The following is a 13339-nucleotide window of genomic DNA, read 5'->3' as shown; positions in this document are numbered from 1 at the left end:
GCTGATCATCCGGCCGGGTAATCGGCCGGTCCGTGACTGCCGGCCCGCCCGCGGCGGCCTGTCCGTTGTGTGTCATCTCGCCCTTCCGCTGTGGCTGCCGTCCCCCTCCCTCGAGCCTGGCACTGGCCACAGCGGTGGGCGACCACAGGGAGACGAAGGGGCGATGCCGCGGTGGTTGTGGTCTCGCTCGGCCGTGTCCTGGAGCGGTACCGGAAGGTTGGATTTCGCGATATAGCCGGGCAGGCCTGGTCTGCCCAACGTAAATTCGATGGCACGACCAACAGTTGACGCCATGGGAGTGCTTGTGGGAAGCGGACGCATGTTCGGCACGGACAGCAGTGTGGGATCGACGCGGGCACTCATCGAAGCAAGGCTGCCGGCCGTGCGGGAGGAGCGCACGAGGCTCGAGGAGGAGCTGGCGGCCGTCATCGCTCAGGAGAACGCGATGGTGGCCGTGCTCGAGGGCCTGGCCGCCCTGTCGGATGCGCCGCTCGGCGAAGCAGAGGAAGCGCAGGCCGCCCCGCCGATGCAGCCCGCCGACGAGGCGCCCGCCGCCGCAGGCGAGCCCGCAGAAGCCGCCGAGACCGCCGAGGCCGTGGAGCCCGCCGAGACTGCCGACGGTGACCCGGTTGTCGCTCCCGCTGCTGCGCCGGCGAAGAAGACGGCGGCGAAGAAGACGACGAAGAAGGCGGCGGCGAAGAAGGCGGTCACCAAGAAGACGGCCCCGCGGAAGGCAGCCGCCGGGAAGGGCCGGGCGGCCAAGAAGTCCGCCGACCCGAGCGCCGCGCAGCAGGACGTACCCGGGCAGGACGCCGAGCAGGCGCCGGCCGCCACCGCGAAGAAGACCGCGCCACGGTCGGCGGCCAAGACGGCCAAGACCGCCGTGAAGACGGCGATCCAGACCAGGAAGTCGGCCCGGGCGAAGGCGGCACCGGCTGCGGCCGACCAGGCGCAAGAGCCGTCGAAGGGCCGCCAGCGGCGGACCGATGCGGACAGCGTGCTCGGCGTCCTCCGGCAGGCCGAGGAGCCCCTGCGCGCCCGGGACGTGGCCGAACGCCTCGGGCTCGCCGACACGAACGGTGCCGTCGATGCGGTGCGCACGATGCTGGAGCGCCTCGCCAAGGCCTCGCGGGCCCAACGCACCGGCCGAGGCCTGTACGCGGCGGCCGACTGACCGGTGCGGCTTTGCTGCTCTTCGCCCGGCTCCCGGCCGGCGGAGAGCAGCAGTGCAGGTACTTCGGCCGGCGGACCCCGATGATCGGCGATCCACCCGCGGCCTGTCCCGGCACCGGCAGATCATCCATGGGGCTCCGGGCGCGGCACGTCATCCGGCTTTCGGGGCGTGGCACCGGCCGTTGCCGGCCGGTGCCGGGGGTCAGCACAGGGTGTCCTGTTCGTGGTTGGCGCGGTCGAAGTGGGTGATGCGTGCGGGGTCGAGCCCGGCCGTGGCCAGCTCGCGGGCCTCTCGGGCGTTGCGCACGAACACGCGCTTGGTGAGCAGCTTCGGGCAGTGGGCGACGAACGCGGGGCAGGGGCGGACGATGCCGTAGATGCGGCGCCGGTGCCCGACGGTCGCCCGGGCGGGCCACCCGTAGGCGAACTGCGGCGCGATCTCGCCGAGTCCGGTCTCGGCGCGGGCGGCCATCTCCTTCCACGTCTGTCGGTTCACCGCGTCGGCCAGTTCCCCGCACTGGGCCGGGGTGAGGCGCTTCCACCAGCTGCGGGCGACGGCGAGTTCGGCGGCCTGTGCGGCCTGGTACTGCCGTTCGGCTTCCTGCTCGACAAGGCCGACCTCGCGATCGCGTGCGCTCAACCGGCCACCGCGCTGTCGCGAACGACCGTCCGTGAGCTGCTGCGGGGCCGCCGCCCTGCTCAGGTTCACCCTGGCGACACGCTGCACCGCTCGGCGGTCGTCCTCAGCCTTGCCGGTGCCGACGCGCTCGTGGTGGCTGCTGAACGCGGGATCCCGGTGGGCCTGGTGACGGCCGGCGATGTGGTCGCCGCGTTCGCCGGCCAGAAGCCGGCCGCCTGGACGGCTCCGGCCGACGGCCCGCCCGGCGGCGGGCCGCACGTCTTGCTGCCCGGTCTTCCGCCACGCCGGCAGGAGCGCCGGACCGGGGTGCCGTGAGGCGGGCACATGGTGCGAAAGGAGCATCCGACGCGAGAAGGAGCACGAGGGACCGTGAAGGCGTGCCGTACTGGTTGTCGAGGCGGTACCAGGCTATCGACAACCACGCCACCTTTGACGGCCTTCAACGGCTGCTGTCGCGCAGCCGCCGGCCGGGCGATCACGGCCCGAGCCGGGCAGCGCCGTCCGGTCTCGATTCCGTGCGCTGTGGCGGGGCCGTCGAAGGAGGCCTGCCAAGCGCTGAGTACCCATTTGGCTGCGCCGGCGGGCAGTTGCCCCCGGGAATCCTCATGCTCGGGTGCGGCGGAGATCCTGCCGCCCATGACGTACGAGGAGCGCGGATGTCAGCACTGATCAGGAGAATAACTGCCAGGACAGCAGCAACTGGGGCTCTGGCCGCAGTTTTCGTGTTCGCCGGCCCTGCGTACGCGGACGGGGTCTCCTCGCCGTTCAAGGGCCGCACCGAGAGCGGAAACCTCGTCGTGCGGAGCGGGGACATCATTGTCTGCTTCGGAGAGAACCAGGTGGTGGTGGCCGACACCGAGGGCAAGTTCCGCCAAACCGACGGGCCCGGCACGAGCTTCACCACACCGGCCGGGGCCGCGTTCAAGACCCTCGACACCGGGAAGAAGTTCCCGCCCCTGCAGAACGGCGGCGTCGAGGTGAGCTTCGGGGGCGCCAGCGCTGTGGTCACCTGCCCCAAGAGCCTCGTTCCGGCGACCTCCGCGTTCGTACCGAAGTCGACCCTGGCGGGAACCGGGGGCTCGGTCACCGGAGTGGACGTGATCAAGAGCTCCGCCGGTGGCGCGCTCGCCGTAGCCGGGATCGCCGGCGCTGCCGTCGCGCTGCGCCGACGCCGGGTCGGCAGCGCCGAGTGACCGGCCCACGCCGGCCGACGTGTGCTCTCCGGGGGAGCGCCGTCGGCGGCCGGGCGACGATCGGAAGGTGAAACCGGTGGGTCGACCACTCTCACCAGGGGGCCGTGCGGCCTTGATCCTGGCCGGTGCCGCGGTGGGTGTCGGAGTGTGGCTGGTCCTGACGGGGACCCGGACGTCGGCCCCGCCGCATCCAAGTGCCGCCGACGCGTGGCGTCATCCCCTGCCGACACTGCGTACCGCTCCACCCGACGCAGAATCCGCCGTGCTGGGAATGGCGTTCTCCAAGCCGACGCGGATCCGGATCCCCAGGATCGGCGTCGACGCCCCGATCGCCGAGGTCGACCTCGACGCGAACGGGAACCTGCCGGCACCGTCGGCAGCAGACCGCCGGCTGGCCGGCTGGTACCGGCAGAGCGCTGCGCCCGGAACCGCCGGGAATGCCGTCATCGACGGCCATGTGGATGGCCTCGACGGACCGGCCGTCTTCTACTCCCTCGGCGCGCTGCACAAGGGAGACACCATTGAGATCACCCGTGCCGACCGCAGCATTGCCGAGTTCACAGCCGATGCCGTCGAGGTCTACCCGAAGGACGCCGTCCCTGCTGATCGGGTGTTCGGCGCTGCGGACCAACCCCAACTGCGCCTCGTCACCTGCGGCGGTGCGTACACCAAGGCCACCGGCTACCAGGGCACGGTGATCGTCTACGGTCGTTTCACCCAGGCTGTGCCCGCTTCCTGACGTTCTCGACCGTCGTCGGCGCCGCCCCGATCCGGGGCTCTGGCCTGGTGGAAGAAGAGACCGGACGAGCCGTCGTGCATGCAGGCGGTCGGGCGTGCTTGACGGTCTGGAAGGCTTGCGTCCCGCTGGGCAGGGTGCCGCCCACGCCCGGGGCGGTGGGTGGGTCGGTAACGGCTGCGCAGATCGCAGAGCAGACCGCGGTCAGCTCTGCGAGGCCGTACTCCTGCCAGTCCCCGTGCTGGGACCACTCCAGCATCCGGGCACAGCGCGGGGAGCCGGGCCGGGCTCGGCGCCGTGGCGTTCGACATCACAGGCGGCAGGGCCGCAACCGTGCGCGGCATCGCTGCCCCCTCCGCCCCACCGAAGCCTGGCATCAGCATGAACCAGACGCGCCGCTCATCACCCAGTAGTAACGCCACACCGACCGCGGCCAGGCACAGCACTCACCGAAGGAGGGTGAAGGCAAGTGCAGCGATGCCGCCCCCGAACGCGTCTGAGCCGTCCTGATCACCCCGAACAACACCGCGCTCCCGATCAAGCGCATTCGCGCCGCCATCGACCCGTACTGGGTGATCGTCGGCGGCGGCGTCGAGAACACCGACACCGACCGCGAGGCCGCACTCCTGCGCGAGATCAGCGAGGAGATCGCCGGCGACGCCGAGATCCTGCGCCTGCTCCACCAGCTGGACAACCCCAAGGGGGGAGACGGAGTACTTCTACCTGGCCCGCATCGAGACGTGGGACTTCGACAACCGCACCGGCCCGGAGTTAGCCCGCACCGACCGCGGCGAGTACATCCTCGAGGAGATCCCGCTCACCAGGAACGCTGTCGAAGCGCTGAACCTGATGCCCCGCAGTTCAAGGACGTCCTGTGCAAGGCAATTGCACGCGGTGAACTGACTCCCGCGCCATAGCGTGCAGCGCTGCGCAGACACGCCCCATCGTGCTCCCGCAGACCGAGCAGCTGGAGCAGGACAGGCGAAGACCTCTTCGAGGACGGCCGGCCGGGACCGCCCGGCCCCGGCGAGCCGCCACCTCGCCAGCGCGCCCGGTAGCGGCGCGTCCCCCGCTGCGGCTGGCGCCTGCTCGCGGGACAGCGAAATACGGGGAACTGCGTCCGACCCCGTGCCGCTACTGCAGGGCGGCCCGCACCAGGACCTACCAGTCCTCATCCTCGCCGCGCATGTGACGCCACTGCTGGACGATCTCCCGCGCACCGCGTGCCAGCTCTGCGTAGTGCGCCGGGCATTCCCACAGTTCGCGGGCCGAGAGCTCGACGGGCACCGGGGTGTCCGGGTGGTCCTCGGGCGCGTACAGATGTACTACCGCCTCGTAGCGGGAGGCCGTGTGCGTGGTCGCGGACCAGGGGTGCTGGGGGTGCTCGCACGAGGCGTCCGGGTCGATGGTGTCCAGGGCCGCGACCAGGTCGCGGACGTAGGAGGGGGGCAGGCCGTCGTAGGTCTGGGCGATGCCCATCCACAGGGACAGGAACAGGCCGATCCGTTCCTCGTCACGCACCTGCCCAGCCAGCCAGCGGCGGGAGGACCACAGCGCGACGGGGCCGGTGTTGTCCTCCCAGGAACGCCGGATCGCCTCCTGCAGGGCGACGATGTCGATCCCGCCGTCGCCCCGGAGGAACCGCGCGTCGAGGTGGGAGACGTCCACGTTGCCGAAGAGCTCCTCGTGGGCCTCGCGCATGCGGGCGGCGGCCCCGTCGGCGAGGCCGGCGAGGAACGCCTCGCAGTCGAACGCCGCCAACTCCTCGCCCTCCAGCCCGTACTCCTCGGCGAACACGGCACGGCCGGCCTCGGACAGCATGCTCACTCCGGCCTCGACGCCGTACTCGTCGTCCACGTCCGTGGGGTGGGCTCCGGCCGGGCAGGTGCAGGACGCCGGGTCGAGCGTGGCCCGCAATCCTTCCAGGGCTCGCGTGTACGACGCGAGGAGGGACTGGCTGAAGACGCGTGCGGCGAGGTACCAGCACGTGGTGTGGAGCAGGATTGTGTACCCGGTCCGCTCCCGGCGCCCCTGTGGGGTGCCGATGCGGTCAAGCGCGTCCGCCGCGTCGTCGGCGAGCAGTCCGAGGGTCGCCGACGGGCTTCCGTAGGGGTAGTCGCTGACGATCCCGCAGAGGTCGGAGATCAGTTCTTTGTGGTCGTCGGGCAGGGTGGGGGTCACTTCAGTCACGTCGGTAGTCGACGACGCAGTGGGCCGGCCGGTTCCCGCGGCCCGGGTCAGGGCCTCACCGGTGGACGCGTCCTGCCCGGAGAAGTGAGCGTATTCCTGGCAGAGGTAGGCACAGGCGGCGCCGGGTCCGCCACGCCAATGGGCGGAGCCGGTCGGGTCCGCGGCGTCCGCTCCGCCGTTCGGCGTCCACGAGCTCGGGGACGGCCTGTACCCGTCCGGCGACCTGGTGGACTGACCGCGCGACTCGGTCGGTGTGTCAGTCGGACGCCGCGGCCGGTCGGTGGTGCCGGCAGGGGACGGCGGGCGCGACCTCGTGGCCGGCCAATGGTGCCATTCCTGTCGTCCACCCGGGAGTGCCGTCGACGCGGCCGACGACGAACACCCGATTCTCCCCCGACGCCACGTGGTGCCGGTAGGCGTGGATGAACGGCGCGGCGTCCAGCTCCAGGAGGTGGGCGAGGACGTTCTCGACCAGGCAGTACGGGCAGCCTTCGGTGAGCCGTACGCGCGGCGGGGCACCGTCCTCCAGCGGAGGCTTGTCCGGAAGGATGACGCCGCCGTCCGCGGTCACGCCGAGCATGAGGCTGCCGGAGGCGGTGTGCGTGGTGGCGATGATCCGGCGGAACAGCCGCCTGGACGTGCCGGTGCGCATCGCCCGGCCGCGCGCCGGCGTCCGGAGGGCCCGCACCACCGGGACGACCAGCAGCAGCGCGGCGGCACCGAGCAGCACGCAGGCGACCGGTACCAGGAAGGCGGGGCCGCCGTGCGAGCCGACGTACAGGGTGCCGCCGCTCCAGATCCCCAGGCTGACCAGGTTCCCGAACCGGGGCGCTTCGGACCGGCTGACGCTCCCCGCGATCCGCAGGACGTCCCAGGCCGCCAGCGCGGGCAGACAAAACGAACCGAGCGCCATCACGACGTCCACGCGTCCACCCCCCGGCCACGGCGACCCTGTGCGGACTCGATTGGACCGCTCGACCTGACGTAGTGTCAACCTCATTGGTTCAGTGGTCTGGTGTTGTTCGCCCGGCACCTGAGCTGTCACACAGTCGCCGTGACCGAGCGCACCGGCCGGGACTCGTTCCCGGTCGGCGCACCCGGTCCCACTCAGGCGGCGCGGCGACCAGCCATCACCGCCCCACCCATCCGTCGACGCGCTCGCGCAGCAGATCGGCGTGCCCACAGTGACGGGCGTACTCCTCGACCCGGTGCACCATCAGCTCTCGGACCGCGATCCCCTCCTTGCCCACCCACGCACCCAGGTCCGGGTGCCCGGCCAGCGCGGCGTCGACCACGGCCTGTTAGGACCAGTAAGACAGCTACGCCAGGATGACGGCATGACGGATGAAACGATCACCGCACGCACCATCGCCGATCGCCACCTCGACCAAGTAGTCGCGCACGACCCGCTGGAGGCTGCCTGGCTAGGTCTGCACCCGGGCGACGACCGGCAGCCGGACCTCTCCCCGGAGGGGTTCGAATCGCTCGCCGACATCGCCCGACGCACCCTGACCGCGCTCGACGCCGTTCCCACCAGCGAGGACCCCACCGACCGGTCCTGCGCGCGACTGCTCCGCGAGCGACTCACCGCCGAACTGGCCATGCACGACTCCGGCGAGAACTTCCGCCAGCTGCGCAACATTAGCGCGCACGTTCACCACGTACGGGACATCTTCACCTTCATGCCGACCGCCACCAACGACGACTGGGCGGCAGTGGCCGGGCGGCTGCGCAACCTGCCCACCGCGCTCGACGGGTACCGCGCCACCCTCACCGAGGGGATATCCCGGCGCCTGCTCGCCGCACCTCGCCAGGCGGCCGCGGTCATCGACCAACTCACCGCCTGGACCGGCGAAGACACAGGCAGCGCGGGCTGGTTCGCCGACTTCGTCTCCCCCGGGCCCGAGCGGCTGCGCGGCGACCTGGACGCCGCCGCCCTGCGCGCAACCGCCGCCGTCGCGGACTTCCGCGACTGGCTGCGCGACACCTACGCGCCCGCCACCGCCGACACCCCCGACGCTGTCGGCCGGGAGCGCTACCGGCTCGCCGTGCGCCACCACACCGGCGCCGACGTCGACCTGGACGAGGCCTACGCGTGGGCCTGGGACGAGTTCCACCGGACCGCGGCCGAGATGCGCGCCGAGGCCGAACGCGTCCTGCCCGGCGCGGGCGCCCTCGCCGCGATGCGGCACCTGGAGGAGCACGGCCACGCGGTCAAGGGCGAGGAGGCGATCCGCGACTGGCTGCAGTCGGTCATGGACCGGGCGATCACCGCCCTCGATGGCACCCACTTCGACATCTCCGGACCGCTGCGCCGGGTGGAGTCCCGGATCGCCCCGGCGGGCAGTGCCGCCTCGCCGTACTACTCCGGTCCCAGCCTGGACTTCAGCCGCCCTGGCCGCACCTACTTCCCCACCCTCGGCCGGGAGTCATTCCCGACCTGGCAGCTCGTCAGCGTCTGGTACCACGAGGGCGTTCCCGGCCACCACCTGCAACTCGCCCAGTGGGTAGCGCTCGCCGACCGGCTCAGCCGCTACCAGACCACCCTCGGCATGGTCAGCGCCAACACCGAGGGCTGGGCCCTGTACGCCGAACGGCTCATGGACGACCTGGGCTTCCTCACCGACCCCGCCCACCGCCTCGGCTTCCTCGACGAGCAGATGCTGCGCACCATCCGAGTAATCATCGACATTGGCATGCACCTGGGCCTGGCCATCCCCGCCGATGCGGGCTTCCACCCCGGCGAGCGCTGGACTCCCGAGCTCGCCACGGAGTTCATGGCCACGTACAACGGCAGCCCTGCCGAACTGCGCGACAGCGAGATCGTCCGCTACCTCGGCTGGCCCGGCCAGGCCATCGGCTACAAGCTTGGCGAACGTGCCTGGCTGCGGGGGCGTGACGCCGCCCGCAGCCGGCAGGGCGCCGCGTTCGACCTCAAGACCTGGCACATGAAGGCACTCGCCCTGGGCTCACTCGGCCTCGACGACCTGGTCGACCAACTCGCCACACTCTAGGCCCACCGGCGACGGGCACCGTCCCGCGAGACTGGGGACGGGCCCGTTCGCTCTCTCCGTCCGCCACCGCTTCCCCTGGATCCCTGCGGGACACGCGACTGCCTGGGCCGGGCGGGTGCGCAATGGTGCGACGGCTTTCGTCGCCACAGTGAGCCTGGCGCTAGCTGTCCTGGCAGCCGCAGGTCTGATCTGAGCGCGTGACGCGCGGGTGAGGAACGCGGGCGCGGGGGAAGCCGGCAGGGCGTGGCCTGCGGGCACATGCGATCCGGCGCCCGGCCGGTCGGCCCCCACGTTGCCCCGCAGCCGCAGTCCCAGCTCGCCGCGTGCAGAGAAGGCCCCGCAGGAGGGGTGGCCGCCTGCGGGCGGTTGGGGGTTTAGGCGGCCTCGGGAAGCGAGGTGCGGCGGGTCGGGCCGAAGACGTGGTCGAAGGCGAGGGCGCGGTCGGTGGGGACGAGGAGGTAGGGCGCGCCGGAGCCGGCGGCGGTCCGAGGCCCGTCGATGCCCGTGCCGAGGGCGTCGCTGGGGGTGAGCAGGTCGAGATTGTCGAAGGCGTAGTACAGCGGCAACCGGGTCCAGGCGACGAGCTGGAGATGAGCGGTGACGGCGGCGTTCTCGATAGCGTGCCGACTGCTGGTCCGGCTGGTCATCCGGCTCTTGCAGTCGATCAAGACGACCTGCCTGTCCCGGGCCGCGATGAGGTCGGGGGTCCAGCGAAGGAAGCTGTCGGTGCTGCGGAGGGCCAGGCGGACGGGCTCGCCCATGACTCCCTGGCCCCAGGGGCTGACATCCCAGCCGCGGTGGTTGAGTTCCTCGGTGACGCGTCGCTCGTGGGCGTCACCGATCGCCTTCCTGTCATGAAAGCTCGGCATGCTGGAAGTGTGGCGCGCCCTCACCCTGACGAAACGACAGCCGCCTATGGTGCGCTCGGGTTCGGCCAGACCTCTTCGTTGTTCGTGGAGGTTCATGGTTGTCCGTGGTTATCCACGTTGGTTCACACCGTCCCACTGTGTGCCGCTGGCGGCGGCCCGAACACGACCGGATTCAGTCCATGCCCGGGTCGCTTCCTCGACGAGCCGATTGTGTAATCAAGGGCCGACGTCCTGTCAGCGGTGGCTTCGCCGATGCCGAAGGAGGCACCGGTGACGAGGGCGGTCTTGGCGGGTATCGCTGGGATCCTTGCGACTAAGATGAACTATGGTTCACCATCTATCCTGAACCCAGGTTCACCTTGATGCAAGTGGAAGGGCAGGCGAGTTCTCTTGACCCAGGCCAGGGCGCCGCGCGCCGACGCGGTCCGCAACCGGAAGAAAATCCTCACCGCGGCCAGTGAGCAGATCACCGCGCACGGCCCCGAGGCCGGCATGGACGAGATCGCCGCCGCGGCGGGCGTGGCCGTGGGAACCCTGTACCGGCACTTCCCGACCAAGACCGACCTGGTCGCGGCCGTCGTCGCCGAGTACGTCGCCCGCGTCGCCGACGACGCCGAAGCCGCCCTCGCACGCGTCGCCGACGGCACTGCTAGCGCCTTGGAGGAACTGACCGCGTTCCTCGGCCGCGTCATCGAGCAGTCCGCGACCGACCGTGCCGTCAAGGCCGCGGCCCAGACCCTCGGCGCACAACCGGGCGACCACGCCGACGAGGAACGCGCAAGCGCGGCTGTCGCCGGCCTCATCCGGGCCGGGCAGGCCGACGGTGACATCCACGCGGACATCACGGTCAACGACATCTACCTGCTGTTCTCCACCGCGCCCGCCGACCAGCCACCCGCGGCCCGGAACCGCTGGCTCGCCCTCGTCACCCCCGGCCTGACCATCCAGGCCCGACGAACAGCGAGCTGACCGCTGGAACCGGGACAGCGAGCCGAACGGCGCTGTCGTCTCTCATGGCCATCGAACACGGCCAGGCCAGAGCGCTGCCTGAAGTCGCGAACATCTGCTGTCGAAGCTCAGGCTCTGGTCCAACTTCTGTGAAACGGTTACGCCGGGTGACGATCATGCCTTGCCGTATGCGGCGCGGGTTGTCAGCGGCGAGAGCCAGAGGCCAGACTGCTGAGACTGCACAGGCCATGAGACAGCTGAACTGTTCATAACGGCGACGAGTTCACCGCCGCCGAGGTACGCGACTTCGCGGTCGACGCGAGCGTGGTGGCCGGCCTGCTGGCGCTCCGGGACGCCCGCACCGCACCGGACTCGCCCGCGGTGCCCGGCCGCCGTCCCACACCTGGTCATCGCCGTCCACCTCGCCTCCGCCGACCTGGATTGACCAGCGTGAGGGCGGCGCTTCGGTCGGTGGCCGGGGCTATGACCGGTCGGCCGAGGCCGGTCCGGTGCCGTCGTCGGAGGGCAGGTCCCGCTCGTAGTGGACGAAGCGGTCGGCCGGGACGAAGGTGTCGTAGAGGCGGCGGGCGGGGTTGTCGTGCGCGGTGAGCCAGTGCATGCGGGCCCAACCGCGGGCGGTGGCGAGGTCGAAGAGGTCCTGGAGGAGCAGGCGGCCCGCCCCGAGCCCGCGGTGGGCGGGGTCCACGAAGAGGTCCTCCAGGTAGCAGACCTGGCCGGTGAGCCACGTGCTGTGGTGGAGCACGCTGTTGGTGATGCCGATGACCGTGCCGTCGTGCTCGGCGACGCGGCCCAGCATTGGCTGGTGCGGATCGAGAAGCCGTCGCCAGGTGGAGTCGGTGACCGCTGCGGGCACGGTGGACTCGTAGAAGTCGAGGTACCCGGCCCACAATCGGCGCCAGTCCTTCTCGTCAGCCGCGGCGAGGTCACGGATGGTGATCGTAGAGGTTTCGGACATCTGGGCTCCAGGTGAGAGTGATCGGGGGCGCTCGTGGGCGAGCGGGCCGTGGTGACGACGAGCACAGCGAGAGTCTCGCCCAGGTCCTCCACCCCGCTCCACCCGGGGCAGTGACTGCTGAAGGCGGCCGCGCCGCCTACGGCAAAGCATGATCGTAACCCAGCGTAACCGTTTTGCGGAGGTTGGACCAGGGCCCGAGTTTTGAGAGCACTCGGGTGCTTGCTTCGGGACCATGGTCGTGCTCTGCACGACGAGGGGGCCCGGGTGCTGCCGAAGTCCAAGGTCGATCTGTACGCGGCGGTCCGCCGTGACTCGCGCGCCGGTCTGTCGCAGCGTGCCCTGCAGCGCAAGGACGGGGTCGGCTTCCTGACGGTGAAGAAGGCCCTGGAGTCGGTCTGACCGGAGCCGCGGAAGAAGCTGCCGCCCAGGCGGACCCGGTTGGACCCGTTCAAGCCGCTGATCGACGGGATGCTGCGGGCGGCTGACGTCCCGTCACTCAGAGCAGGTCACCGATCCGGGGATGCGACACGTTGGCTCTCAGGAGTCGCAGGTAGTAGTCGCTCTCCGGGGAGACCGCCAGCAGCCTACGGACGACTTCGACAAGCTCGTCCCGCGTGATGCCCGGCACCCGAGGTGAGCGAAACGGTTGGAGGTAGGCGCGGACGGCTCCGTAGCCGCCAGCGTAGCCGTGCGACTTGATCTCTTCCCAGAGTGTCCAGGCATTCGTGCAGCCCTCAGCCCATCGCTCGTTCAGGTAGGGCTTGAAGTCGTCGAGCTTGGTCCTGCGGTTCTGCCACTGTCCCTGGAACAAGTCTTCCGGCCTCGCGGCGTCCGCCAGCCGTTGGACGGTTCGGTAGGTCATGCCGAGCGTGGACGGTGGCGTGCTTGGCGCGGGTGCGGTCGGCGAACCGGTGCCCGGTGGGCCATGGCGAGCCGCCGTCCGCCGGTGCCTGGCCCCCTGCCTTCTCCGGGGCCGCCTCGGCGGTGGTCGCGCGGTGGCGGGAGATGCACCGCTAGGCGGCTTCGCCGAGGTTGCGCCAGAGGTGGAAACGGTCGGCAACCTGGACGGCAGTGGGTGCCCCGATGCTGGCGCCCTCGGCGAAGAACGGGGCGCGGTCGCGGCAGACGACCTCGATCCCCGGGCGTTCGGCCAGCCAGGCCGCGACCGTGCCCGCCTCCCGATTCGGCAACAGGTCTACCGGTCGGCGCGTCTCGACGTCGACCAGCACGGTCCCGTAGACACATCCCTTGCGTATCGCGTACTCGTCGACGCCTACCACCCGCGGCGCAGGTAGGATCCGTGCACCCGCTCCGACCAGCTTCCGCAGCCCGGGCAGCGAGCCTTGGCCGTCCGGGATCGGACATCGACTCGGATCACCTCGCCGTCGTCCTGCACCCGACACCACCCTGATCTCCGAAGCCGACAGGAAGAGCAGCTCTTCCAGCCGGAGCAGTACCTCGCGCATAGCCAGAACCATCTGCCCGAACGCCGCCGCCACCGGCCGTTTCCAGACGATCTTGCGGGACACGCCGGCAAGAGCACCCAGTTCCCGGATACAAGATCCAGTATCGCCCGAGGTCAACCGCCGTGCGGCTGCGC

At 70.8% G+C, this 13339-nt stretch carries 13 protein-coding genes and 2 pseudogenes; 7 read left to right on the top strand and 8 right to left on the bottom strand.

Annotation, left to right across the window (positions count from 1 at the left end; all coding sequences use genetic code 11):
* The first annotated feature begins 319 nt into the window (after positions 1–319).
* Positions 320–1174 carry a prephenate dehydrogenase gene (locus tag ABD353_RS30275; RefSeq protein ID WP_344626872.1) on the top strand — a complete coding sequence of 285 codons (855 nt, stop codon included), beginning with the start codon at positions 320–322 and terminating at the stop codon, positions 1172–1174.
* A gap of 201 nt (positions 1175–1375) precedes the next feature.
* Here ABD353_RS30275 and ABD353_RS30270 read toward each other — a convergent pair whose 3' ends face one another.
* Positions 1376–1813 (bottom strand): hypothetical protein, encoded by a 438-nt coding sequence (locus tag ABD353_RS30270; RefSeq protein WP_344626871.1) that lies wholly within the window; start codon positions 1811–1813, stop codon positions 1376–1378.
* A gap of 656 nt (positions 1814–2469) precedes the next feature.
* Between ABD353_RS30270 and ABD353_RS30265 the strand changes: the two genes are divergently transcribed.
* The 3 genes from ABD353_RS30265 (at position 2470) to ABD353_RS30255 (ending at position 4659) form a co-directional block, all read left to right on the top strand.
* Positions 2470–3006: a hypothetical protein gene (locus ABD353_RS30265; RefSeq protein WP_344626870.1), complete on the top strand. Its 537-nt coding sequence runs from the start codon at positions 2470–2472 to the stop codon at positions 3004–3006.
* Between the two features lie 271 nt (positions 3007–3277).
* On the top strand, positions 3278–3745 hold the full coding sequence (locus ABD353_RS30260) for a class F sortase (protein WP_344626869.1): 468 nt from the start codon (positions 3278–3280) through the stop codon (positions 3743–3745).
* Positions 3746–4248: 503 nt separating this feature from the next.
* Positions 4249–4659 carry an NUDIX domain-containing protein gene (locus ABD353_RS30255; protein ID WP_344626875.1) on the top strand — a complete coding sequence of 137 codons (411 nt, stop codon included), beginning with the start codon at positions 4249–4251 and terminating at the stop codon, positions 4657–4659.
* 244 nt (positions 4660–4903) lie between these two features.
* Here ABD353_RS30255 and ABD353_RS30250 read toward each other — a convergent pair whose 3' ends face one another.
* From ABD353_RS30250 to ABD353_RS30240, 3 genes and pseudogenes are all read right to left on the bottom strand, one after another.
* Positions 4904–5932, bottom strand: a complete 1029-nt coding sequence (locus ABD353_RS30250) for a hypothetical protein (protein ID WP_344626868.1) — start codon at positions 5930–5932, stop codon at positions 4904–4906.
* Between the two features lie 256 nt (positions 5933–6188).
* Complete coding sequence (locus tag ABD353_RS30245) at positions 6189–6857, bottom strand: hypothetical protein (RefSeq protein ID WP_344626867.1); 669 nt, start codon at positions 6855–6857, stop codon at positions 6189–6191.
* A gap of 205 nt (positions 6858–7062) precedes the next feature.
* Positions 7063–7233 (bottom strand): annotated as a pseudogene (locus ABD353_RS30240) (mycothiol transferase); the annotation flags it as partial.
* 36 nt (positions 7234–7269) lie between these two features.
* Between ABD353_RS30240 and ABD353_RS30235 the strand changes: the two are divergent.
* Positions 7270–8946, top strand: coding sequence for a DUF885 domain-containing protein (locus tag ABD353_RS30235; protein WP_344626866.1), 1677 nt, complete (start codon positions 7270–7272; stop codon positions 8944–8946).
* Positions 8947–9320: 374 nt separating this feature from the next.
* On the opposite strand, the gene ABD353_RS30230 is transcribed toward ABD353_RS30235, so the two are convergent.
* Entirely contained in the window at positions 9321–9815 is a 495-nt protein-coding gene (locus ABD353_RS30230) for a hypothetical protein (protein ID WP_344626865.1), read from the bottom strand.
* Between the two features lie 390 nt (positions 9816–10205).
* Between ABD353_RS30230 and ABD353_RS30225 the strand changes: the two genes are divergently transcribed.
* Positions 10206–10784: a TetR family transcriptional regulator gene (locus ABD353_RS30225; RefSeq protein WP_344626864.1), complete on the top strand. Its 579-nt coding sequence runs from the start codon at positions 10206–10208 to the stop codon at positions 10782–10784.
* Positions 10785–11244: 460 nt separating this feature from the next.
* On the opposite strand, the gene ABD353_RS30220 is transcribed toward ABD353_RS30225, so the two are convergent.
* The gene (locus ABD353_RS30220) at positions 11245–11739 is read right to left on the bottom strand and encodes a GNAT family N-acetyltransferase (protein ID WP_344626863.1); all 495 of its coding nucleotides are present in this window, start codon (positions 11737–11739) and stop codon (positions 11245–11247) included.
* 264 nt (positions 11740–12003) lie between these two features.
* Here ABD353_RS30220 and ABD353_RS30215 point away from each other — a divergent pair, with 264 nt between their 5' ends.
* Positions 12004–12138 carry a hypothetical protein gene (locus tag ABD353_RS30215; protein ID WP_344626862.1) on the top strand — a complete coding sequence of 45 codons (135 nt, stop codon included), beginning with the start codon at positions 12004–12006 and terminating at the stop codon, positions 12136–12138.
* A gap of 97 nt (positions 12139–12235) precedes the next feature.
* Here ABD353_RS30215 and ABD353_RS30210 read toward each other — a convergent pair whose 3' ends face one another.
* Entirely contained in the window at positions 12236–12601 is a 366-nt protein-coding gene (locus ABD353_RS30210) for a hypothetical protein (RefSeq protein WP_344626861.1), read from the bottom strand.
* Positions 12602–12757: 156 nt separating this feature from the next.
* A pseudogene (locus ABD353_RS30205) lies at positions 12758–13205 on the bottom strand (ISL3 family transposase); the annotation flags it as partial.
* Positions 13206–13339: the final 134 nt, after the last annotated feature.

Origin of the sequence: Kitasatospora arboriphila (assembly GCF_039528095.1) — a bacterium.
Classification (GTDB): Bacteria; Actinomycetota; Actinomycetes; order Streptomycetales; family Streptomycetaceae; genus Kitasatospora; species Kitasatospora arboriphila.
The sequence above is the reverse complement of the archived record's forward strand: the minus strand, read 5'-3'. Positions and strand labels throughout refer to the sequence as shown.

Coding starts and splice junctions, on each gene's coding strand:
- ABD353_RS30275 (WP_344626872.1), top strand. CDS start 320: ATGTTCGGCACGGACAGCAGTGTGGGATCGACGCGGGCACTCATCGAA.
- ABD353_RS30230 (WP_344626865.1), bottom strand. CDS start 9,815: ATGCCGAGCTTTCATGACAGGAAGGCGATCGGTGACGCCCACGAGCGA.
- ABD353_RS30265 (WP_344626870.1), top strand. CDS start 2,470: ATGTCAGCACTGATCAGGAGAATAACTGCCAGGACAGCAGCAACTGGG.
- ABD353_RS30235 (WP_344626866.1), top strand. CDS start 7,270: ATGACGGATGAAACGATCACCGCACGCACCATCGCCGATCGCCACCTC.
- ABD353_RS30210 (WP_344626861.1), bottom strand. CDS start 12,601: ATGACCTACCGAACCGTCCAACGGCTGGCGGACGCCGCGAGGCCGGAA.
- ABD353_RS30260 (WP_344626869.1), top strand. CDS start 3,278: ATGGCGTTCTCCAAGCCGACGCGGATCCGGATCCCCAGGATCGGCGTC.
- ABD353_RS30220 (WP_344626863.1), bottom strand. CDS start 11,739: ATGTCCGAAACCTCTACGATCACCATCCGTGACCTCGCCGCGGCTGAC.